Origin of the sequence: Peribacillus kribbensis DSM 17871, from assembly GCF_000430765.1 — a bacterium.
Taxonomy (GTDB): Bacteria; Bacillota; Bacilli; order Bacillales; family DSM-1321; genus Paraperibacillus; species Paraperibacillus kribbensis.
In genome coordinates, this window is the sequence record NZ_AUMQ01000034.1 from 74036 (window position 1) to 96017 (window position 21982).

20 protein-coding genes, 1 rRNA gene, 2 pseudogenes and 3 riboswitches are annotated in these 21982 nt (G+C 44.2%); of the genes and pseudogenes, 18 read left to right on the forward strand and 5 right to left on the reverse strand.

Annotation, left to right across the window (positions count from 1 at the left end; translation table 11 throughout):
* Positions 1-9: 9 nt before the first annotated feature.
* From H539_RS0106750 to H539_RS0106770, 5 genes are read left to right on the forward strand one after another with little or no spacing between them, the layout of a single operon-like run.
* Positions 10-333 (forward strand): hypothetical protein, encoded by a 324-nt coding sequence (locus H539_RS0106750; protein WP_026692907.1) that lies wholly within the window; start codon positions 10-12, stop codon positions 331-333.
* Positions 314-754, forward strand: coding sequence for a competence type IV pilus minor pilin ComGF (gene comGF / locus H539_RS30055; protein ID WP_026692908.1), 441 nt, complete (start codon positions 314-316; stop codon positions 752-754). Before H539_RS0106750 ends, comGF begins: the two co-directional genes overlap by 20 nt.
* Entirely contained in the window at positions 751-1122 is a 372-nt protein-coding gene (gene comGG / locus H539_RS0106760; RefSeq protein WP_026692909.1) for a competence type IV pilus minor pilin ComGG, read from the forward strand. The genes comGF and comGG overlap by 4 nt, the downstream gene beginning before the upstream one ends.
* An 18-nt stretch (positions 1123-1140) precedes the next feature.
* A complete protein-coding gene (locus H539_RS0106765) occupies positions 1141-1638 on the forward strand; it encodes a shikimate kinase (protein WP_026692910.1) in 498 nt (165 codons plus the stop codon).
* Between the two features lie 34 nt (positions 1639-1672).
* Entirely contained in the window at positions 1673-1855 is a 183-nt protein-coding gene (locus H539_RS0106770; protein WP_026692911.1) for a YqzE family protein, read from the forward strand.
* Between the two features lie 119 nt (positions 1856-1974).
* Here the strand turns inward: H539_RS0106770 and H539_RS0106775 are convergent, their stop codons facing one another.
* Together H539_RS0106775 and H539_RS0106780 are read right to left on the reverse strand one after the other, a co-directional pair.
* Complete coding sequence (locus H539_RS0106775; RefSeq protein ID WP_026692912.1) at positions 1975-2763, reverse strand: YqhG family protein; 789 nt, start codon at positions 2761-2763, stop codon at positions 1975-1977.
* Positions 2741-4429 (reverse strand): DEAD/DEAH box helicase, encoded by a 1689-nt coding sequence (locus tag H539_RS0106780; protein WP_026692913.1) that lies wholly within the window; start codon positions 4427-4429, stop codon positions 2741-2743. The genes H539_RS0106775 and H539_RS0106780 overlap by 23 nt, the downstream gene beginning before the upstream one ends.
* A 277-nt stretch (positions 4430-4706) precedes the next feature.
* A riboswitch (glycine riboswitch) is annotated at positions 4707-4795 on the forward strand.
* Positions 4796-4798: 3 nt separating this feature from the next.
* Positions 4799-4897, forward strand: a riboswitch (glycine riboswitch).
* Between the two features lie 91 nt (positions 4898-4988).
* Between H539_RS0106780 and gcvT the strand changes: the two genes are divergently transcribed.
* The 3 genes from gcvT to gcvPB are packed head-to-tail and all read left to right on the forward strand — an operon-like array spanning position 4989 to position 8925.
* Positions 4989-6095, forward strand: coding sequence for a glycine cleavage system aminomethyltransferase GcvT (gcvT, locus tag H539_RS0106785; RefSeq protein WP_026692914.1), 1107 nt, complete (start codon positions 4989-4991; stop codon positions 6093-6095).
* A gap of 18 nt (positions 6096-6113) precedes the next feature.
* On the forward strand, positions 6114-7460 hold the full coding sequence (gcvPA, locus tag H539_RS0106790; RefSeq protein WP_026692915.1) for an aminomethyl-transferring glycine dehydrogenase subunit GcvPA: 1347 nt from the start codon (positions 6114-6116) through the stop codon (positions 7458-7460).
* Complete coding sequence (gene gcvPB / locus H539_RS0106795) at positions 7453-8925, forward strand: aminomethyl-transferring glycine dehydrogenase subunit GcvPB (RefSeq protein ID WP_026692916.1); 1473 nt, start codon at positions 7453-7455, stop codon at positions 8923-8925. Before gcvPA ends, gcvPB begins: the two co-directional genes overlap by 8 nt.
* 19 nt (positions 8926-8944) lie before the next feature.
* Positions 8945-9056, forward strand: a riboswitch (TPP riboswitch).
* A 382-nt stretch (positions 9057-9438) separates the two neighbouring features.
* Here the strand turns inward: gcvPB and H539_RS0106800 are convergent.
* Positions 9439-9822: a rhodanese-like domain-containing protein gene (locus H539_RS0106800; protein WP_026692917.1), complete on the reverse strand. Its 384-nt coding sequence runs from the start codon at positions 9820-9822 to the stop codon at positions 9439-9441.
* A 478-nt stretch (positions 9823-10300) separates the two neighbouring features.
* On the opposite strand from H539_RS0106800, the pseudogene H539_RS27975 reads away from it, so the two are divergent.
* From H539_RS27975 to H539_RS0106830, 5 genes and pseudogenes are all read left to right on the forward strand, one after another.
* Positions 10301-11740 (forward strand): annotated as a pseudogene (locus tag H539_RS27975) (vitamin B12-dependent ribonucleotide reductase); the annotation flags it as partial.
* A 201-nt stretch (positions 11741-11941) separates the two neighbouring features.
* The gene (locus H539_RS27980; RefSeq protein WP_035322045.1) at positions 11942-12871 is read left to right on the forward strand and encodes a PDDEXK family nuclease; all 930 of its coding nucleotides are present in this window, start codon (positions 11942-11944) and stop codon (positions 12869-12871) included.
* Between the two features lie 78 nt (positions 12872-12949).
* A pseudogene (locus H539_RS0106820) lies at positions 12950-14065 on the forward strand (vitamin B12-dependent ribonucleotide reductase); the annotation flags it as partial.
* 319 nt (positions 14066-14384) lie between these two features.
* Positions 14385-15410 carry a spore photoproduct lyase gene (splB, locus tag H539_RS0106825; RefSeq protein WP_026692919.1) on the forward strand — a complete coding sequence of 342 codons (1026 nt, stop codon included), beginning with the start codon at positions 14385-14387 and terminating at the stop codon, positions 15408-15410.
* Between the two features lie 119 nt (positions 15411-15529).
* Positions 15530-16414 carry a patatin-like phospholipase family protein gene (locus tag H539_RS0106830; RefSeq protein WP_026692920.1) on the forward strand — a complete coding sequence of 295 codons (885 nt, stop codon included), beginning with the start codon at positions 15530-15532 and terminating at the stop codon, positions 16412-16414.
* A 67-nt stretch (positions 16415-16481) separates the two neighbouring features.
* Here H539_RS0106830 and H539_RS0106835 read toward each other — a convergent pair whose 3' ends face one another.
* Both H539_RS0106835 and H539_RS0106840 read right to left on the reverse strand, forming a co-directional pair.
* Positions 16482-16865, reverse strand: a complete 384-nt coding sequence (locus H539_RS0106835; protein ID WP_035322048.1) for an SA1362 family protein — start codon at positions 16863-16865, stop codon at positions 16482-16484.
* 103 nt (positions 16866-16968) lie between these two features.
* Positions 16969-17913, reverse strand: a complete 945-nt coding sequence (locus H539_RS0106840; RefSeq protein ID WP_026692922.1) for a DUF1385 domain-containing protein — start codon at positions 17911-17913, stop codon at positions 16969-16971.
* Positions 17914-18192: 279 nt separating this feature from the next.
* Between H539_RS0106840 and aroQ the strand changes: the two genes are divergently transcribed.
* From aroQ to H539_RS0106865, 5 genes are all read left to right on the forward strand, one after another.
* Entirely contained in the window at positions 18193-18636 is a 444-nt protein-coding gene (gene aroQ, locus H539_RS0106845) for a type II 3-dehydroquinate dehydratase (protein ID WP_026692923.1), read from the forward strand.
* Complete coding sequence (locus H539_RS0106850) at positions 18636-19697, forward strand: M24 family metallopeptidase (RefSeq protein ID WP_026692924.1); 1062 nt, start codon at positions 18636-18638, stop codon at positions 19695-19697. The genes aroQ and H539_RS0106850 overlap by 1 nt, the downstream gene beginning before the upstream one ends.
* A gap of 20 nt (positions 19698-19717) precedes the next feature.
* Complete coding sequence (gene efp / locus H539_RS0106855) at positions 19718-20275, forward strand: elongation factor P (RefSeq protein WP_026692925.1); 558 nt, start codon at positions 19718-19720, stop codon at positions 20273-20275.
* A 141-nt stretch (positions 20276-20416) separates the two neighbouring features.
* A complete protein-coding gene (locus H539_RS0106860) occupies positions 20417-21196 on the forward strand; it encodes a Cof-type HAD-IIB family hydrolase (RefSeq protein ID WP_026692926.1) in 780 nt (259 codons plus the stop codon).
* Positions 21197-21710: 514 nt separating this feature from the next.
* Positions 21711-21982, forward strand: a 16S ribosomal RNA gene (locus H539_RS0106865); the annotation flags it as partial.

Below are 21982 nucleotides of genomic sequence, written 5' to 3' on the forward strand. Positions count from 1 at the left end.
TTTATATCAGTGAAGCCTAATGGATATATCTATGCGGATCTGCTGGCTGCCCTGTTCATTCTGTCCTTGGTGCTGACGGCCTATGTTCCGCTTTATATGGACATTCAAAGAGAGAGGAAGGATGCCTTGATTCAGGTTACAGCCAGGCATCTGCTTGAGGAGAAGCTGATGGAGCAGAATACTTCTGGAGATGGAGGGAGATTCGATGGAGGTCCATTCTATGTCTTTGAATGGAGAGAGAGCCTGGATTACCCAGAATATCAAGAAGGCTGTCTCTCCTATGAAAATTTAAAAGGGAAAAAGGTGGAACTATGTGAGATTACCAAGAAATGAAAAAGGATTCACCCTTATAGAGATGCTTCTTGGCTTATTTCTTGTATGCATGATCGCTGGCTTAATAACAAGCGGAACGGCCGTGTTAAACAGAGACTTTCAAACAAAAGGCAGCGTGGACCAAATGGAATGGGAGATCTTCCTGCAGCAGGTGAAGAGGGATGTACGCGGGTCATTCTCACAGGAGGCAGGCCCTGCTGGTATCAAGCTGAGGACAAAACATGCAACCATCCTGATCGAACGGTATCAGGATAAGATCAGGAGGCGGGTCGATGGAGAAGGCCATGAAATTCTCCTGCAGAATATTGCCGCATTTTCAGCAGCGGAAAAACAAGGCCGCATTTTGATATCAGTCGGAGATAAAAAAGGCAATAAGCTGGATGCGGTGGTCCATCTCCTTGCAAAGGGGAAAGGACCGTGAACGAGAAGGGAACCGTTCTTCCCGCTGCCCTCATTTTCTGCATGATTTTCCTGATGGCCCTGGCAGCCTCCGCAAGCTTATTTTTGACTGAAAAAAAGTTTTACTATGAAGCTGCAGAAAAGGTAAAAGCGGATCATCTTCTCCAGCTGGGGACAGAGGATATTTTAGATATGCTGGCAAAAGAGAATGACTATGGCAATACAGGCTTCTTCTTTTATCTTAATGGTGATGTTTACTATCAAATTAACACGGTCAGCGGTCTTCTGAGTGTCCATCTCTATATCACAACCAAAGCAGACAGAAAGCTTGAAGCAATCTTTAACTATAACCAAACAGAAAAGAAGGTGGTAGAATGGATAGAAATATAAGTTTGAGGTGTGGATGACGTGAAGGCGATTTACTTGACGGGATTTATGGGATCGGGGAAGACAACCATCGGGGCAAGGCTCGGCGAATTGACAGGATTCCCGGTTTATGACATTGACAAGGAAGTGGAACGGCTTGCCGGTACGAGCATAGCCCGGATCTTTGAGGAAGAGGGAGAGGCCTCGTTCAGGAGCAGGGAAACCGAAGCCCTGGAACTTCTTCCGGCTGAGAGATGCATCATCTCTGCCGGCGGCGGCACGGTGCTTTCTGAAAGGAACCGGCGCTGGATGCTTGAAAAGGGGGAAATGGTCTTTCTGGACTGCGGCATAAAGGAAATTCAGAAAAGGCTAACATCTGATACTGAAAGGCCCTTGATTGCAAAAGACCGAATGAACCAGATTGAAAAGCTGTATCAGGAGCGTCTCCCTGTATACCGTATGGCGCCTATTATCATTGACACGGGCGGTAAGACGATTGATGAAATCTGCGGGGAAATTCTTGAGCGTATAAACGAATGAGGAAAAGGGCATACTGGCTAAAGGGTGGTATGCATTGAAAACGAATGATTTTATTAAATTTCTGACACAGCAGTTTATCCGCTTTTTTGATGAGCCAAAGGATCAGCGGAAAACCAGGAAAATGGAAAATAAACAGGCCAGGACTCCGTTGTCCTACAGTCTGTTTGGGGTGATTCCTTTCTCCATCTCCATGCTGATCAAAAAGCGCCGGCTATAAGGAAAATAAAGCAGATGGGAAAAACGAATGATTTTTCTCCATCTGCTTTTGTTCTTGTTCAGGACAAGGACCGTCCAGAAAGCTGATTTACCTGACTTTCTGGACACCCTCCTTCCCATTTAGATCGCTGTCTCACTCAGATAGAAAAGACCACCATTTATAACCCTGATGCTAATCCTCGGTTCATACTGTTCCCGGAGAGCCTCCTTTTCGGTCTCGTAGCTTTCACCTTTTTCCTGGTCCTCATAAAAAGTTTCCAGAAGCTGCAGGTCGTTCTGCCATCTGGTATAGGCCTCTTCCGCCCAGGTGTGGTCTTCAAACGCCAGGGAGCTCCTGATATGCCGGTCCAGTCTTAACATTCCGCTTTTAGGCATGATCAAGGGCGAGAGGGTGAATGAATAGTCGGGAATTTTAGGCGTCACGTTTAAAGCGGTGACCTTGTCATGGAATTCCTCCTGAATCTGTCCCGAAATGAGGTTCAAGCCCAGAGATAGAAATACGTCCTTCTTCCGGTTGCATTGGAATGAAACCTTCACATTCAGTCCGAGCCATGGATATAGGGGATTCTGCGTCATTCCTGCAGACTTGTCTTCAAACAGTCTGATATAGCTGGCAAGCTGCTTGTTTGCTTCAAAAATCTGGCGAAGTCTTGGGGAGCCGAAGTGGATAAATTCCCCTTTGATGTCATCCGGTGCCCGGTCCGGATCCGTAATGATCGTTAGCTTGGCAGGATTGGGCTCGCCGCCTGTCTTCTCCAGATAATGCCAGTAAAACGGGCGGTTCATGAGCAGCTTATCCTGATCAATCGTCAGGTGGACCATGAAATAACCCGGTTTATCTTCAAGGATTTGACAATCATTTGATTGAAAATACCGCTGTAAATAATTATGAATTTCCGCTTGCTGCATCCATCTCACCCTTTTTAATGTCCTGGGCAAATGAAATCATGGAAGCCAGGTTTTCCATCTTGATTTTCATTTCTCCCTCTGTTCTCGAATGCCCCACTACATCCACCAAGTATTCTTCAATTTTTCCAATATCGAGCCTTGTTAAAATGTCATCCAATTCACCGACAACCCGCTCGAACAATTGAATTTTCTCATACAGAAGCTTCAGAATATGCTCTTCAACGGTGCCTTTAGTGGCGAAATTATAAATCATGACATCGTGCTCCTGTCCGAGCCGGTGAACCCTGCCGATTCTCTGTTCAAGTCTCATCGGATTCCATGGGAGGTCAAAATTGATAAGATGATGACAGAACTGAAGGTTGATTCCTTCTCCTCCTGCTTCTGTCGCAATCAGCACCTGGAATTGCTTCTCGAATAAATCCTTCATCCAGTCCTTCTTCCCCCGTTTGAAGCCTCCTCGGAAGGGAACGGATGAAATGCCTTCCTGCTTTAAAAACCATTGCAGATACATCTGTGAAGCTCTGTATTCTGTAAAGATAATCACTTTATCATCAATTTTCTTGATGAGCTCCAGTGCTTTTTCAGCCTTTGAATTGACTTGGATGGCATCAATCAGGCTGAAGAGGGGCTTCAGCTTCGTCTCGTAAAAGACTTCAGGATTTTCTGTCTTTTGAAGCATTTTCTTTAACGTATAGTAGACGGCTTCCCGGCTCGAGCAGGCCTCCCGTTGAAGGGTCAGGGTAGAAAATGCACTGCCGATGGAATCGCTGTTATGCGGCTTAAAGGCGGAAACCGCATTATACAGCTGCTGCTCTTCCTCAGTGAAATCGATCAGAATAGTCTCTACATGGCGCTTTGTCCACTCGATCCCGGTATCTGCCCTCCTGTTTCGAATCATTACTTTGTTCACAAGCTCCTTCAGCCGCTGATCTTCATTCATATTGCGTTTTTTTCCTTTAAACTTCTCGGCAAACAGGGAGGCGTTTCCGAGATGTCCCGGCTTTAACAGTGAAACCAAATGGAAGATCTCGTCCACTCTGTTCTGAATCGGTGTTGCAGTCAAGAGCAGACAGAATTTCTTTTTTAAGCTCTGGACAAATTCATAGTTTTTGGTTTTATTATTTTTTAGTTTATGTGCTTCATCCACGATGATTAAATCATACTGCTGCTTATAGATAATATCCCGGTGAGGCTGCTTTTTGGCTGTATCGATGGAAGAAATCACTACATCGCAGGCTTCCCAGACATATTCTTTCCGCTGAGGCACAGCAGGAATATGGAACTTGCTGTTCAGTTCATAAGCCCACTGTGACACAAGGGAGGCAGGCACCAGGATCAGCACCTTTTTTACGAGCCCCCGAATCATATATTCCTTTAAAATCAATCCGGCTTCTATCGTTTTCCCCAGTCCTACTTCATCACCAAGGATGGCTTTTCCGTGCATATTTTCAACTACTTCACGGGCTGCTTCCAGCTGGTGCGGAAGAGGCTTCAGCTGGGGCAGATGCTTCGGTGCCTGGAGACCCTCAAAATCAGGAACGACCATATGCTTTTCAACGTTTACAGCTAGTTTGAACAGTTCCCAGTTATCCCATGGGCCGTCATTTTGGATTTTTTGGAGCAGCCCTTCCTCCCATTGTGAATCGAAATCCACATTGATTTTCATTATATACACCTCCTGTTTGATATAAATGTTCGGATTTTATGGCATTTAATTCGTTTTGTAAGGATATTATTTTCAATAATGTAATGCAGAAACGAACCATAATGAAATCTCTTTTGAATGGAAGCGGTTTATTGCCCTGCTGGTAGAAAAAATGTATTGCAGAAATATAAAAAGTAATGATAGGATGAAACTAGCTTTCAAAGTATTTGAATAAATCATACTTTTGCCTTTATTCTTTTGGGATTAGTATGGCCATAATTTAATTTAATATGAGCGGATGATGGCAAGGGGAGAGACTGTTCGAGAACAGCGCCGAAGGAGCAAGCTTTACGTGAATCTCTCAGGCAAAAGAACTCTTGGCGGACGCAGCTCTGGAGAGAGCCAAAAGCATACTTGCTTCTGGCCACCAAAGGGGAAAGCCTTAATTTTCATTTTACATAAGGTAAACTTTCAGGTAACAGGACAGGGAGAATGGCGTATGATACACGGCATTCACCTGTCCTTTTTGTGTGCCTGGCTTGGAAGCTTTCTCGAATTCATCTTTTTAGGGGGAAGAATTTTGTCTGAATTAAAGAGAACACCTTTATATGAGGTGTATGGAGATTATGGTGCCAAAACCATTGATTTTGGAGGCTGGGATCTGCCTGTTCAATTCTCAGGCATAAAAGAAGAGCATGAAGCCGTCCGTACGAGGGCAGGATTATTTGATGTTTCCCATATGGGGGAAATCGAAGTCAAAGGACCTGAGAGTCTTTCTTTTTTGCAGAAGGTCATGACAAATGATGTATCCAAACTTAAAGACGGCGGTGCCCAGTATACGGCTATGTGTTATGAAGATGGCGGCACTGTGGATGATTTGATTATTTACAGAAAAACAGGTGTAGATTTTTTACTGGTAGTCAATGCATCCAATACTGAAAAAGACTTCGAATGGCTGAAAACAAATCTTTCTGAAAACTGTGAATTAACGAATATATCGGATCGGATTTCCCAGCTGGCGCTGCAGGGGCCGAAAGCGGAAGAAGTTTTGCAAAAGCTTGCAAAAGATACTGTGTTACAGGAAATCGGATTCTTTAAATTTAAGGAACATGTCGATTTAAATGGAGTGTCGGCATTTGTGTCCCGCACGGGTTATACGGGTGAGGATGGGTTTGAGATCTATTGCGAAAATGCTGATGCCGTCAAGCTGTGGCAGGATATCCTGGAAGCAGGGAAAGAAGAAGGAGTACTTCCGATCGGCCTGGGCGCAAGAGACACGCTCCGGTTTGAGGCAAAGCTTGCACTGTACGGGCAGGAGCTATCAAAAGACATTACCCCTATTGAAGCAGGAATTTCCTTTGCGGTCAGCACCGATAAAAAAGAGGCGTTTATAGGGAAAGCGGTGTTAAAGGAGCAGAAAGAGAATGGGGCACCCCGCAAACTGGTCGGGATTGAAATGATCGACCGCGGAATTCCCCGCCATGGATATCCTGTCTATGTGGAAGGAGTTCTGGCTGGTGAAGTCACAACGGGGACACAGTCACCGACATTGAAAAAAAACGTGGGTCTTGTGCTGCTAAAGAGTGAATATGCAGAGCTTGGAAGAGAAGTGGAAGTAGAAATACGGTCCAAAAAATTAAAAGCGAGTGTCGTACCTTCACCCTTTTATAAACGGGCGAAAAAATAAGAAAGGCGGGGAATTAGCATGAAGCATCGTTATCTACCGATGACTGAGCAGGATCAACAACAAATGCTTGAAGCGGTCGGTGTATCATCCATAGATGAACTTTTCCAGGATATTCCTGAGAGTGTCCGCTTTAAAGGGGAATACAGCATTAAGCCGGCAGCATCTGAATCAGCATTGCTGAAGGAAATGACAAGACTCGCCGCAAAGAATGCTGACCTTAAACAAAACACCTCCTTCCTGGGAGCCGGTGTATATGACCATTACATACCGACCATTGTAGATCATGTGATCTCAAGATCGGAATTCTATACAGCCTATACTCCTTATCAGCCGGAAATCTCACAGGGAGAATTGCAGGCGATTTTTGAGTTCCAGACCATGTTCTGCGAGCTGACCGGGATGGATGTAGCGAATTCATCCATGTATGACGGGGGAACGGCGATTGCGGAAGCCGCCATGCTGAGCACCGGACATACACGCCGAAAGAAAATATTAATCTCCAAGGCTGTCCACCCTGAGACAAGGGATGTCGTAAAGACATACGCTAAGGGACAGTATATCGAAGTCGTAGAAATTCCTTATGCAGACGGCATCACAGATCTTGAGGCGCTGGCAAATCTGGCATCTGAAGATATTGCGGGAGTGATTGTACAATATCCTAATTTCTTCGGCCGCATTGAGCCGCTTAAAGAAATTGAGCAGATTGTCCATGAGCAAAAAGCGATGCTGATTGTCTCAAGCAATCCGGCTGCACTCGGTGCTTTAACACCTCCAGGAAAATTCGGTGCTGATATTGTAGCAGGAGATGCACAGCCATTCGGCATTCCATCTGCATTCGGAGGCCCTCACTGCGGATATTTCGCTGTCACAAGCAAACTGATGCGGAAGGTGCCGGGCCGGCTTGTCGGACAAACCGTGGACGAAGACGGCAAAAGGGGATTTGTCCTCACCCTGCAGGCGCGCGAACAGCATATCCGCCGCGATAAGGCAACTTCTAATATCTGCTCGAATCAGGCATTAAACGCCCTTGCCGCTTCCGTAGCCATGACGGCTCTCGGTAAAAAAGGGGTGAAAGAGATGTCCACACGGAATATCCAAAAAGCTCATTATGCCAAAAAGCGCATGAAGGCTGCCGGGCTGGACGTCGTTTTTGAAGGTCCGTCATTTAATGAATTCGTCGTCAAATTAAATAAGCCGGTTTCAGAAATAAACAAGCTGTTATTGCAAAAAGGAATCATAGGCGGTTATGACTTGGGCCGCAGCTATCCTGAGCTTGAGGATCATATGCTGATTGCAGTCACAGAATTAAGGACAAAAGAGGAAATCGACACGTTTGTGGCAGAATTGGGGGATGGGCATGAATAACCAGGAACAAGACCAGCCGTTAATTTTTGAACTGAGCACTCCCGGAAGGATCGGGTTCAGCCTGCCTGACCTGGAAATAGAGGAACTGAGCCTTGAAAGCATACTTCCTGCCGAGTATATCAGGGAGGAAGAAGCAGAGCTCCCTGAAGTATCAGAGCTCGATATTATGCGCCATTATACGGCCTTATCCAGAAGGAATCATGGAGTCGATTCCGGGTTTTATCCGCTTGGCTCTTGTACGATGAAATATAATCCGAAGATCAATGAAGCCGTTGCCCGTTTCAATGGGTTTGCCCACATCCACCCGCTGCAGGAAGAAAGCACGGTCCAAGGGGCTTTAGAACTCATGTACGACCTTCAGGAGCATCTCATCGAAATCACGGGTATGGATGAAGTGACACTGCAGCCTGCTGCAGGAGCACATGGCGAATGGACGGGTCTCATGATGATCCGGGCCTTTCATGAGGCGAATGGGGATACAGAAAGAACCAAGGTCATCGTCCCGGATTCCGCGCACGGAACAAACCCTGCATCAGCAACTGTTGCCGGATTTGAGACTGTGACTGTCAAATCCAATGACCAGGGGCTTGTAGACCTTGAAGATCTGCGTAGAGTAGTAGGTCCTGATACAGCGGCTCTTATGCTGACAAACCCTAATACATTGGGACTTTTTGAAGAAAATATTCTGGAGATGGCGGAGATTGTCCATGGTGCAGGCGGGAAGCTCTATTATGACGGGGCCAACCTGAACGCCGTCCTTTCAAAGGCGCGTCCTGGGGATATGGGCTTTGACGTGGTCCATTTAAATCTCCATAAAACCTTTACAGGTCCTCATGGAGGCGGAGGTCCGGGCTCCGGTCCTGTCGGAGTAAAAAAGGAATTAATTCCATTCCTTCCAGCTCCGATCGTCGCGAAAAAAGACGATCAGTACATCCTTGATTATGACCGCCCGCAGTCCATTGGCAGAGTGAAGCCTTATTACGGAAATTTTGGCATTAATGTCCGGGCTTACACGTATATTCGTACCATGGGGCCGGACGGCTTAAAAGCAGTCACAGAATATGCCGTACTGAATGCGAACTATATGATGAGGCGCCTTGCGGAATATTACGATCTTCCGTTTGACAGGCATTGCAAGCATGAATTTGTACTCAGCGGCAGGCGCCAGAAAAAACTTGGGGTAAGGACACTTGATATCGCCAAGAGGCTGCTGGACTTCGGCTATCATCCGCCAACGATCTACTTCCCGCTGAATGTGGAGGAATGCATCATGATCGAGCCGACTGAGACGGAGTCAAAAGAAACATTGGATTCCTTTATTGATGCAATGATCCAAATCGCAAAAGAAGCAGAGGAGAATCCTGAAATCGTACAAGAGGCTCCTCATACCACAGTCATCAAGCGGCTGGATGAGACTTTGGCTGCCCGCAAACCTGTACTGCGCTATGCTAAGGCAGAAAAATAAGAGATTAAGAAAACGGATAAATTAGCACTAGGGGTGCCGGGAAGGCCGGCTGAGAGGAAGACCCGATCAAGTCTTTGACCCTTGAACCTCAACTGGTTTATGCCAGCGGAGGGAAGTGTATCTTTTACAATCATAAGAGGCTGATAAGGGACTGATTCAATGGCTTACCATTGGGACAGTCCCTTTTTTTGTTTGCGGACGTTCCTCCGCTCTATGAAAGGAGAGGACAGAATAGAAAGTAAGAACCCGCCATTGCTCCACATTCTTTATTAAGGGCAGAATCTATTAACCCTCTTTTACCTGTGATATGGTTCATTTTATCAATTAGGATGAGGCTCCTTAGAAGTACCAGTAAGCGGAGATTTTCCCGTTGGATAAAAGTTTCTGAAAATGAGAGAAGCTATGACCCTCTTTTAAATGTACAATCGTACTATTCACCATATTCTGGTGCTTTAGTAAACAAAAAAAGACGTATGCCAATTCATACGTCCATTTCTGCGAGATCAATAAGAATTACGCTTTTTTCTTGATCTTTCCGCCCCATTGCTTAAAACCGCCTTTAAGATGGTACAAATCTTTATACCCTTTGCGGTAAAGCATCTGGGCAGCACGGCCGCTCCTGATTCCGCTTTGGCAGTATAAGTACACAGGCTTGTCCGGACGGATTTCCTTTAATCGCATCTTCATCTGTGTCATCGGAATATTCCTGGCTCCAAGGATGTGCCCGGCTTCATACTCATTGGGCTCCCGCACATCAATCAGCTGTGCCTTCCGGTAGCCGACAATGAACTCTTCCTGATTCAGCGTTTTTAATATGCGCTTTTGATTCAGCCACATAATCAGCGAATATATAGCAAAGGCACCTACAAGCACCAGTAGAATATACAGGTTTTGCATTTTCAAACCTCCTTTTACACTGAAAGTTCCAGCAACATAATTATATAGTTGATAGACTAAAGAATCAAAAACTTTTTGTAATTTGATGCTATTTGTCGAATATCATATTCTTTTTTATAGTGTCAACTCATAAAAAAATATATTTTTTTTAATGAGCATTTTAATTGACCCTCATCCTCCCCAAATTTACCAAGGGGTTCAAAAATGCCCCGGAAAAGCAACCGCTGAATCCCTTTGATTTATCCCGAAAAATGAGGAAAATCTACAAATTCCTCTATTTTTCTCTGTGACATAAATTCTTTTTTGATTTGACAAAATCCTTCTCTTTTGACCAGAACACCATATATAGTGTCGATAAAAATATTTCAGATACTATATATTGATTTACAGGGTTTGTTTATGATAGATTTAGGGTACTCAATTGGAAACGGCGTATTTTGTCGCTTTTTCTAAACTGTTTATTGAAGGAGAGATTGCATTGTCTGTTGCATTAGGAAATACCATGAAGATTAATATCGAAAGGCTGAACCAGGACATAAACATTTTCCCGCAGGTGCATCCCGTCACGGAAGATATGAAGCTTGCCCATAAAGGGGTCTCCAGGCTGGTTATGCTGGACCGTTATTCGTTTAAGGATACAGCAAAGGTTACACTTACAGCAGGTGACTTTGTCGTATTGACCATCAAAGAAGATCCAAAGTTCCCGGCGCGGGGGCTTGGATACATCGTCAATATTGATTGGGAGAATAAGAGGGCGGATGTTCTCGTAGAAGAGGAGTTCAGGGGAGTTCTGGACAAGCCGGGAGAGGCGGAAACAGGCATCGTGAACCGATCGCTGGATGTGATTGAAAAGCCGCTGGAAATCTTTTATGAACAAATTGCGAAAAGAAATGCAACAGGACTTGCATCGGTTGAGAAAACAGAGGAAAAGCGCAAAGAGTGGTTCGGGAAGTTTTACAATGAGCTTGCGTCACTGAATTTTATCCCTGCAGGACGCGTCCTGTACGGCGCCGGCGCCGATACCGATGTCACGTATTTCAACTGTTACGTCATGCCTTACATCCAGGATTCAAGAGAGGGAATCTCGGAACACCGCAAACAGGTCATGGAAATCATGAGCCGCGGCGGCGGTGTCGGGACAAATGGTTCGACCCTGCGTCCAAGGAACACCCTGGCAAGAGGCGTGAATGGCAAATCATCCGGTTCCGTATCCTGGCTTGATGATATCGCCAAGCTTACTCATCTTGTTGAACAGGGCGGATCGAGACGTGGGGCTCAAATGATCATGCTGATCGATTCTCACCCAGACATCGTGGAATTCATCATCTCCAAGATGCAGAATCCACGAATACTGAGATACTTAATTGAAAATACAAATGATGAAACCATCAAACAATATGCCAATGAAAAGCTGAAATTCACTTCGTTCTCAGAATCCGAGGCAGCGATGTATCAGGGTATTGTAAACTATAAAAACATGCCTGGCCTTGGCGGGTTCAGCGAGAAGATTATTAAGGATGCCGAGAATAAGCTCAGCACAGGCGGAACTTACAGCGTCCATAATCCGGAGTTCCTGACTGGTGCAAACATTTCTGTCTGTCTGACCAAGGAATTCATGGCAGCCGTCGAGAATGATGAAACGTATGATCTCCGATTCCCGGATGTGGAAAGCTACAATCAGGAAGAAATGGAAATCTATAACAGAGAATGGCATAAGATCGGCGATGTACGGGAATGGGAGAAGCTTGGCCATAAGGTACGGGTGTACCGCACCATTAAAGCAAAAGAGCTTTGGAATTTGATTAACGTCTGCGCAACCTATTCCGCAGAGCCCGGCATTTTCTTCATCGATAATGCGAACGATATGACTAATGCAAAAGCTTACGGCCAGCATGTTGTAGCGACGAATCCGTGTGGTAGAGCAGCGTAGTTTGCCTCACGTTAAACATTGCGGAATAAAGCGGGAACCCTGTGATGGGAATCCGAACCGAAGGCTGGGAGTAAAAGTCCAGTCAGGGGCAACGCATAGATCGTGAACCTGCATCAGCAGAATATAATCGATCCACGAGGCCGCAACATTTCTTTTTAGCTATATAACAATTTCGGTATGAGGTGAAAAATGAACAGGGGATATTCAGGTTTTTATAAAGGAGTATTTCTCAGAAGTTCATACGAATATGCATATGTAAAATACCTCGACTATATTGGACAAAAATGGAAATACGAAGTTCGCTCTTATGACCTTGGATATAAAATTTATAAGCCAGACTTCTTTTTATATAATTGTTCCGGTGATTTAGAAAAAATAATCGAAGTGAAATCAAGGGACAAACGTGCAATAGCAGAAGCTCAAAAGGCTTTGCAGATATTAAGCCAGAACTTTGGAATTCAGAGTGAGTTAGTTTCCTATAATGAACTTCTAGAAATTCACAAGGGGCTGCCGTATACCTTAAATGCCATAATAAGTGAATGGAATAAATCTAACAACACAACTATTAACAAAAGTGTCTCAGGTTGTTTAAATGCTCACTTTAATCAAAAACATACTATCCTCACAAAACAGAGGATTGGAGAGAATACTAAAAAGATATGGGAATCAGAAAGTGCCGCAAAACAAGGCATGTTAAATGGATTAAGGAAAAGCGGACTAGCTCAAAAAGGGAAAATTAAAGTTCCGCGACATGTAAGATATTGTCCTGTATGCGGCAGTTCTTTTACTGTTTTAGTCTCCTCCAATCAAAAGTTTTGTAAGCAAGCTTGTGCTGGCCATTGTAATATTCAGTTAGCCACACAAAAGCAGGTAGAAAAAAAAGAAATAAGACATGAGCAAATAAAACAACATGTTATACAATGGGCGCATAGAAACAAAGAAGTTGTTAACATTATTCCTTTAAATAAAGTAAAAACTTATTTATCACCTATGATTGACGAGATTCATTCACTATATGGGGTTAAGGACTTACGAATAATTTCTGCATCGATTTTTTCAAGGGACCTAGGAAGAAAGGAACTTCTAAAATTCATGAGAAATATAGCAAATAAAAAGTAAATGAAAAGATATGCTGAACTTGTACGAAAAAGAAGTACAAGAAGTAAGGGATAAAAAGCCTTTACGATAACAAAACTGGAACAGCCGCTTGCCCCATACTCGGTCTGCAACCTTGCAGCAGTCAATCTTGCTGAGATGGCAGATAAGGAAAATAAGACGGTAAACTTTGAGAAGCTGAAGGAAACCGTAAGAGTCGGTGTCCGCATGCAGGATAATGTAATTGATGCGACTCCATATTTCTTGGAAGAAAATAAAAAGCAGGCCCTCGGTGAAAGACGTGTGGGTCTTGGTGTAATGGGCCTTCACGATCTATTGATTTATTGCGAGACCGAATATGGTTCTGAGGAAGGCAACCAGCTCGTTGATCAGGTGTTTGAAACGATCGCGGTTACGGCGTATGAGACTTCTGTGGAGCTTGGAAAAGAAAAGGGGAGCTTCCCATTCCTTCAAGGTGAATCTGAGGAAGATACAAACCGCTTGAGAAAAGCCTTTGCAGAAACAGGCTACATGAAGAAAATGCCTGAAGCTATCAGGGAATCCATTGTAAAAGATGGCATCCGTAACTCTCACTTACTGACAGTTGCCCCTACTGGGTCCACTGGTACGATGGTCGGCGTTTCTACAGGATTAGAGCCTTACTTCTCGTTCACTTATTACAGAAGCGGACGTCTTGGCAAATTTATCGAAGTGAAAGCTGATATTGTTCAGGAGTATCTGAATAAGCATCCTGAAGCGGATCCTAATGCCCTTCCAAAATGGTTTATTTCAGCCATGGAACTTTCTCCAGAGGCTCATGCAGATGTTCAGTGCATCATTCAGCGCTGGATTGACAGCTCTATCAGTAAGACTGTAAACGCACCAAGAGGTTATACAGTGCAGCAGGTTGAGAAAGTGTATGAGCGCTTGTATAAAGGCGGCGCAAAAGGCGGTACGGTGTATGTGGACGGAAGTCGCGATTCACAGGTATTGACTCTTAAAGCCGAAGATAATACGTTTGAAGAGGAAGATAACCAAGCACAGGAAGAAAAGAAGGTAGTCCTTGTAGACACCATTTCACCTCTTCGTGATACGGATGTAACCATTGGCTCTGAGGTCGGCAATACCTGCCCGGTCTGCCGCAAGGGGAAAGTAAAGGAAATCGGCGGCTGCAATACCTGCACCAACTGCGGTTCCCAGCTAAAATGCGGACTTTGATTATATCTGAATAAACAGCTTGATAACAGGCAAACCCACTAATAGGGTTTGCCTGTTTTTGTCTGTTTAGAGGTATTCCTGCATTAAAATTGAGGAGAGTTTCTCGAGAGGCGTCGGGTCCATAGAAAGCTGAACAGGCTGAGCTGATTTATCATCCGATTTTCAGAGCTAATGATCCGTTGCCTGCCATAACAAGGAAATCATGCATTCTTAGGAAAAAACAAATGCTATTCAGAGAAAGATTTGGGACTTTCTGCGGGAGGCCGGCAGCCTGGGACGCTTGCGAGCTCCTGAAAACATTGTTGAAAGTGGTGAAAGCATGAAGCCTTTTGTTCCTCAGCTTGTCTATATCGAGCCGCAGGCATTGGAATATCCCCTTGGCAGGGAATTAAAAAAGAAATTTGAGGATATGAACATAGAAATACGCGAAACGACCTCGCACAATCAAATCCGGAATCTTCCGGGGGAAAGTGATTTTCAAAAATACCGGGTCGCGAAGTCCACTCTTGTAGTAGGTGTGAGGAGAACGTTAAAGTTTGATACCTCAAAGCCGTCAGCAGAGTACGCCATTCCTCTTGCGACTGGCTGTATGGGACACTGTCATTATTGTTATCTGCAGACCACCCTTGGCAGCAAGCCGTACATCCGGGTATACGTTAACACAGATGAAATTTTCGAGCAGGCCGTTAAATATATGGAAGAAAGAAAGCCAGAGATCACGCGCTTCGAAGCGGCATGTACCTCTGACATTGTCGGGGTCGACCATCTGACTCATTCCCTGAAACGGGCCATTGAATTTTTCGGAAAGCATGAGCATGCGGCTCTGCGCTTTGTAACCAAGTTCGAGCATGTGGATCATCTCCTGGATGCCGAGCATAATGGAAAGACGAGATTTAGGTTCAGTGTGAATTCACGATTCGTGATCAAAAACTTCGAACCTGGAACCTCCACTTTCGATGGACGCCTGGAGGCAGCAAGGAAGGTTGCGGATGCGGGCTACCCCCTTGGCTTTATCGTCGCCCCGATCTACCGCCACGAAAACTGGAAGGAAGGCTATCACGAGCTTTTTGAGCGCCTGAGCAATTCCCTTAAGGGGGTAGATTTGTCGGACCTTACCTTTGAGCTTATTCAGCATCGGTTTACAAGGCCGGCTAAGAAGGTGATCGAAAAAAACTATCCTAAATCAAAGCTTGAACTGGACGAGAGCAAGCGCAAATATAAATGGGGACGCTACGGGATTGGTAAATTTGTTTATAACACAGAAGAAGCAAAGGAATTGGAGGATACGATCAGGGGGTATATAGCTGAGTATTTTCCCCAGTCTCGGGTCCAATATTTTACGTAAAGGTCTCCTTCTGTCAAAAAAACAGCATGTCAGACCCTGTCAGGCTTGATCAATAAAGGAATAAAAATCTCATTCCCTGATTAAAGATGTAACAATCGATACATCAGGGGGATGGGGACATGCATCTGGATGGTGTTTTTTCCGGCGGAGGAATTCGAGGGCTGGCATTTGCCGGTGCTTATGAAGCAATAGAAAATAAGGGCTATAAATTTATAAGGCTTGGGGGAACAAGTGCAGGAGCCGTGATTGCCGCATTCATCATAGCCGGCTACACCAGCAGGGAATTAAAAGAAATCATTGCCAAGACAGATTTTCATAAACTGCTGGATAAAAGGAAGCTTAGGCTGCCTATCCCTTTTGGGAAATGGCTTCTTCTTTATAAACGGATGGGCTTGTATAAAGGAGATGAATTGGAGAACTGGGTAGCGGCATATCTTGCTAAAAAGGGGCTTGTGACCTTTGGTGACCTTCCTCATCAAACGTTCCGGGTTATTGCCTCTGATTTGAGCAACGCCAAACTGATAGTGATTCCCGATGATCTTCCTGCCTATGGGATTGATCCATCGACTTTTCCTATTGCACGTGCTGTTCGGATGAGCTGCAGTATTCCTTACTTTTTTGAGCCCGTGAGACTCACAGCTCGAAAGAAAAAGAGTTTAATTGTGGATGGAGCGGTCTTAAGCAACTTTCCAATGTGGCTGTTTGATGAAGAGAATGTACTGAAGGTCAGGCCGGTGCTGGGAGTGAAAATCACAACGGATATTTATACGGCGGCCCCTAAAAATATTGATAATGCCTTTGACTTATTCGGAGGGCTCTTTGAAACCATGAAGGATGCCCATGATTCGAGGTACATCTCAAGAAAGCTGACACCGAACATACTATTCATCCCGGCAAAGGGAACACTGGCAACAGAGTTTCATCTGACACACGAGAAAAAGCTGAAATTGATGGAATGGGGTAAAAGCTATACAGAAGATTTTCTGGAAAGGTGGATTTTTTAACTGAAAATAAAAAAACTGAAATCAAACTCGAGTTTAGATCGAGAGTAACTTCAGTTTTAATCGGGCATTAAAATAATGCCCGATTTTTCTTTTTGCCTTTTTTTCCTTCAATAACAGTAAGGTGTATATCTGAACGGTTTTTATTTCTTGCGCGCTTAAGATTTTTGGCCAGGGTAAAGCTTTTGACATTGTTTACCTTTCCGCGTGAAGTATCACGGTTTTTATTGCGTTTTTTTGATTCGCGGGCAGCTTTCATAAATGCACGTTCATGTTTCTCATTAGGCTTGCTTTTTGTTAAACGTTTGACTGCAAAGATAATAATCCCCAGTGTAACGGCTAAGATCAATATATTTTTAGCGAAACCCGCAGGATTTTGGATAATGCTGCCTATTAGGCCTACAGCTCCCAGGAAAATTACACCATACACTAAAAATGTTACCGGACGATTCAACAAAGCCACCTCCTTAAGAGCATCATTTGCATTTTTGCTAAACTTTAAACTTATCTATATCGTAAAGTTCCCGATTCAAAAAAATATATTCTATAACTATTTCTTACACAATCTCCTTATCCTTTAAACCTTCCAATACCCCCTTTTCCATTTTCAGGAGTTCATGAAAGGAAGCAATCGCCACTTCGACCTGGTCATCAGAAGGCTCTTTTGTGGTCAGAAGCTGCAGCCATAAGCCGGGATAGCCCAGATATTTTAAAACCGGCAGGTCCCTAAGTTTATTTGTGAGCTGAAGGACTTCAAATGAAATGCCGAGGACGACTGGGATCAAGGCAAGCCTGTCGATGACCCTCAGCCAGAGAGGGGAAGTCGGGACCAGCAGGTACACAAAAACCCCAATGATGACCGTGAAAAGGATAAAGCTGCTTCCGCACCGGTAATGGAGCCGTGAAGCTTCCTGGACATTTTTCACAGTCAATTCTTTTCCTGCTTCGAATGCATTAATGACTTTATGTTCGGCACCGTGGTATTGGAAAACCCTTTTGATTAAAGGGGTAAGGGAGACCGCGTAAATATAGCCAAGAAGGAGGATGAGCTTGAACAGCCCTTCTAGAAGAACCTGGCTGAGGTCGCTTGTAAAGATAGGTTTAAATAAAACGGCCAAAAAGACGGGTACTAAGGTAAAGATGAACTTTCCGAATAAAAAGGTTAAGACGCCGATTGCGGCAAACCCAAGAGTCATGGCAAGCTTTGAGGTTTCCTTCTCTTGAATCGTATAATCTTCATCAGGATCTTTTTCGTAACGGTCAGAAGAAAAGGTTAAATGCTTAGAGCCGATACCGCTGGCTTCTATAATGGCTACGATGCCTCTCAGGAGAGGGATTCGCTTTAAGGAAGCCAAAAACGGCCTGGTTTCTTTGGGAACTCTGTAATAATCTATGGAAGAATCGTTTCTTCGTATAGCCGTAACGGTATAATGCCTGCCGCCAAACATTACACCTTCTATCACTGCCTGGCCTCCGTATACGGGTTTTTGATTTTCTGACATGTTTTCACCAGCCCATGCTGTAAATTTAGTACGCTCAAATGATACCTGTTATCGTAAGGCTGATCTGAGCTGATCTGTGGATTCCCTTTCTCTATTTTACCGAAAAAATACAAAAAGCTCTAGCTGAATTGAAAATATAAATGTTCCTTCCTCATTATCATCGTGCAGGACAGTCGGCAGAATTAGGAAAGCGAAACAAAATTATGTTAAAATGTTGTTGTCGGAAGGATATACATAAAGCATGAACCAATTTATAAAAAGATGGTGACACTGGCAGTTATGAAAATCTTACTTATTAATGGCCCTAACTTAAACAGGCTTGGGAAGAGAGAGCCTGAGCACTATGGACAGACGACACTTGAAGATTTGGAACAGGATTTATCCAAATATGCAAAAGAGCATAATGTGCAGCTGGAATGCTTCCAATCCAATCATGAAGGATCCATTATAGATGCGATTCATGAAGCTCAGGATAAGGGCACCGCAGGTATCATCCTGAACCCTGGGGCATTCACCCATTACAGTTATGCCATCAGGGATGCGATAGCAAGCATCACCAGACCGGTTATCGAAGTCCATATAAGCAATGTGCATGCACGGGAGGAGTTTCGGCATACCTCTGTGACAGCGCCGGTTACTAAAGGCCAGATTGTCGGTCTGGGGATTCAGGGCTACTTCCTTGCGTTAACAGCTCTAATTAGACAGAACAAGGAGAGAGAGTAATGGAAAAGCTAGCAAAATTAAGGAAGTCACTTGAGCAAAAAAGAGTCGATGGCATCCTGGTCACCAGCTCCTATAATCGCAGATATATGACGAATTTCACTGGATCCGCAGGGGTTGTCCTGGTTTCGCAGGACCAGGCAAAATTCATTACCGATTTTAGATATATCGAGCAGGCCGGGGAACAGGCCGAAGGCTATGAAATCGTTCAGCACAAGGGAGTCATACCTGAAGAAGTGGCTGCCCAGGCAAAGATCATGGGAATCAAGAGACTGGGTTTTGAACAAGACCATCTAACCTTCTCTGCCTATAAAGCTTATGAAAAGGAGTTTGAAGGAGAAATGGTCCCGATTTCAGGGATGATTGAAAATTTACGCTTGATTAAGACTCCTTCTGAGATTAAGATATTAAAGGATGCAGCTGGAATCGCAGATCTTGCATTTAAGCATATTATTGAATATATCCAGCCTGGTATGACCGAACTTCAGGTCTCCAACGAGCTTGAGTTCTTTATGCGGAAAGAGGGGGCGAAATCCTCTTCGTTTGATATCATCGTCGCTTCTGGAAAACGGTCAGCGCTTCCTCATGGTGTGGCCTCTCATAAGGTAATCGAAAAAGGTGATTTTGTTACTTTGGATTATGGGGCCTACTTTAATGGGTATGTATCTGATATTACCCGGACCCTCGCTGTAGGAGAACCTAGAGCGGAATTAAAGGATATTTATAATATTGTGTTAGAAGCCCAGCTGCGCGGGATGGCAGGCATCAAACCGGGAATGACCGGGAAAGAAGCCGACGCGCTGACAAGGAATATGATTGAAGAAAAGGGCTATGGAGAGTACTTCGGCCATTCCACAGGACATGGCATAGGCCTTGAAGTGCATGAAGGGCCGTCGCTTTCCGTAAAATCCGAGACTATCCTTGAGCAGGGAATGATGGTAACCGTTGAACCGGGTATCTATATTCCAGGTTTGGGCGGAGTGAGGATTGAGGATGATGCCTTAATTACGGCTGACGGAAACGAAGCGCTCACTCATTCAACCAAAGAACTAATAATTTTGTAACTATAACAGGAGGTACATACATGATTTCAGTAAATGATTTTCGTACAGGTCTGACAATCGAAGTGGACGGAGGAATTTGGCAGGTTATCGATTTCCAGCACGTTAAGCCGGGAAAAGGCGCTGCCTTTGTTCGTTCAAAGCTTCGCAATCTTCGTACAGGTGCGATTCAGGAAAAGACCTTCCGTGCGGGTGAAAAAGTGGCGCGTGCCCATATTGAAAACCGCAAAATGCAATATCTTTATGCTTCAGGCGACAGCCATGTATTCATGGATAACGAAAGCTATGAGCAAATTGAACTTCCAGCTGCACAAATCGAACGCGAGCTTAAGTTCTTAAAAGAAAATATGGAAGTATATATCATGACTTTCCAAACTGAAACACTGGGTGTGGAGCTGCCAAACACTGTAACTCTTGAAGTGACAGACACTGAACCGGGAATCAAAGGTGACACAGCTTCAGGCGGATCCAAGCCGGCAACAGTAGAAACTGGCCTGGTTGTTCAGGTTCCATTCTTCGTTAACATCGGTGATAAGCTTGTAATTAACACTACTGATGGAAGCTATGTTTCACGAGGATAATTAAATAAAGAGGTTTAAATAGAGGGGGATAGTCGGCGGTTTTTTCGCTGATTATCCTTTTTCTTTTTTGAGGGCTATAAAGAGCCTCAAAACGTAAACACATGTATTAATCAAAAATAATGGATGAAAGTTGGAATGCAAATGACTGAACAAAGCATTATTTTTTTTGATATAGACGGAACCCTGCTTAACCATGAAAAAAAATTGCCGGCTGCAACAAAGGAGGCCATCTTCAGATTGAAGGAAAGGGGTCATGAAGTAGCTATAGCGACTGGACGTGCTCCTTTTATGTTTGCTGATCTCCGCGATGAACTGGATATACAAACATATGTCAGCTATAATGGCCAGTTCGTGGTATTTAAAGGGGAAGTCCTCTACACCAATCCGCTGAAGATTGATTCTCTGCTGCACCTGTCAGAAACAGCTCTTCATAACAATCATCCTATCGTGTTTATGGATCATGAAGACATGAGGGCAAATGTCCCGGATCATGAATATATTAAGGAAAGCATTGCAACCTTGAAAATCAGCCAGGCTCCTGCTCATGATCCGTTCTATTATAAAGGACGTGAGCTGTATCAATCTCTCCTTTTCTGCAAGGAAGGCGAAGAGAAGCAATATGAGGAACATTACAAGGACTTTGATTTCATAAGGTGGCACAGAGTTTCAGTGGACGTTCTTCCAAAGGGAGGGTCCAAGGCCAAAGGAATTGAGAAAATCGTTCAAAAACTGGGCTTTCCAGAGGAGCGGCATTATGCTTTTGGGGACGGACTCAATGATATTGAAATGCTCAGAACGGTGAAAAACAGCGTGGCCATGGGGAATGCAGAAGATGTTGTCAAAGCGGCAGCGAAATTTGTAACAAAGTCCGTTGAAGAAGATGGGATATTACACGGACTTGAAATGGTCGGTCTTTTATAAAAATCCAATGTTATACTAGGGGCTGTCTGATAAGAAAGTCTTAGTTTGCCGGGGATTTGAATTCAACAGTGAATCAGGTTCTAAGTATAAGCAGGCAGGGCTTTAAGACAGCCTCTTATTAGTAATAAGCTCTTGCTAATAATCTTTACTGGCTGTCATCCGGTTCAATTGAACCTTTGTATTTATAAAAAGGTGTTGACCAATTATTACGGAGCATGTTACTATAGCTAGGTTGCTTTTTAGCAACAGGAATTATCTCTTTTGTTTTTTAAATATTGATATTGACTTGTTCATCTGAACATGATAAACTAATTAAGTTGTCGTTGAGACATTGATTATTTTTGACCAACACGAACTGCTCTTTGAAAACTGAACGAAACAAGACGCCAACGTTATTTTCTTTCGAGAAAATACAAAAACAAGTTTTAACAAAATAGAGCTTAAGGATCATCGGCTAAGATCGTCACGTCCTGTGACAACGCCGATGTTTGCACATCCTGTGCATCACAAACATTCTTCGGAGAGTTTGATCCTGGCTCAGGACGAACGCTGGCGGCGTGCCTAATACATGCAAGTCGAGCGGATCGATGGAAGCTTGCTTCCTGAGATCAGCGGCGGACGGGTGAGTAACACGTGGGCAACCTGCCCCTAAGATCGGGATAACTTCGGGAAACCGGAGCTAATACCGGATATGACTTTTCTTCACATGAAGGGAAGTGGAAAGACGGTTTCGGCTGTCACTTAGGGATGGGCCCGCGGCGCATTAGCTAGTTGGTGAGGTAACGG

Excerpts from the sequence above, each read along its gene's own strand:
- H539_RS0106775 (WP_026692912.1), bottom strand. The coding sequence starts at position 2,763 with ATGCAGCAAGCGGAAATTCATAATTATTTACAGCGGTATTTTCAATCA.
- H539_RS0106780 (WP_026692913.1), bottom strand. The coding sequence starts at position 4,429 with ATGAAAATCAATGTGGATTTCGATTCACAATGGGAGGAAGGGCTGCTC.
- gcvPA (WP_026692915.1), top strand. The coding sequence starts at position 6,114 with ATGAAGCATCGTTATCTACCGATGACTGAGCAGGATCAACAACAAATG.
- gcvPB (WP_026692916.1), top strand. The coding sequence starts at position 7,453 with ATGAATAACCAGGAACAAGACCAGCCGTTAATTTTTGAACTGAGCACT.
- H539_RS0106800 (WP_026692917.1), bottom strand. The coding sequence starts at position 9,822 with ATGCAAAACCTGTATATTCTACTGGTGCTTGTAGGTGCCTTTGCTATA.
- H539_RS27980 (WP_035322045.1), top strand. The coding sequence starts at position 11,942 with ATGAACAGGGGATATTCAGGTTTTTATAAAGGAGTATTTCTCAGAAGT.
- splB (WP_026692919.1), top strand. The coding sequence starts at position 14,385 with ATGAAGCCTTTTGTTCCTCAGCTTGTCTATATCGAGCCGCAGGCATTG.
- H539_RS0106830 (WP_026692920.1), top strand. The coding sequence starts at position 15,530 with ATGCATCTGGATGGTGTTTTTTCCGGCGGAGGAATTCGAGGGCTGGCA.
- H539_RS0106840 (WP_026692922.1), bottom strand. The coding sequence starts at position 17,913 with ATGTCAGAAAATCAAAAACCCGTATACGGAGGCCAGGCAGTGATAGAA.
- aroQ (WP_026692923.1), top strand. The coding sequence starts at position 18,193 with ATGAAAATCTTACTTATTAATGGCCCTAACTTAAACAGGCTTGGGAAG.
- H539_RS0106850 (WP_026692924.1), top strand. The coding sequence starts at position 18,636 with ATGGAAAAGCTAGCAAAATTAAGGAAGTCACTTGAGCAAAAAAGAGTC.
- efp (WP_026692925.1), top strand. The coding sequence starts at position 19,718 with ATGATTTCAGTAAATGATTTTCGTACAGGTCTGACAATCGAAGTGGAC.
- H539_RS0106860 (WP_026692926.1), top strand. The coding sequence starts at position 20,417 with ATGACTGAACAAAGCATTATTTTTTTTGATATAGACGGAACCCTGCTT.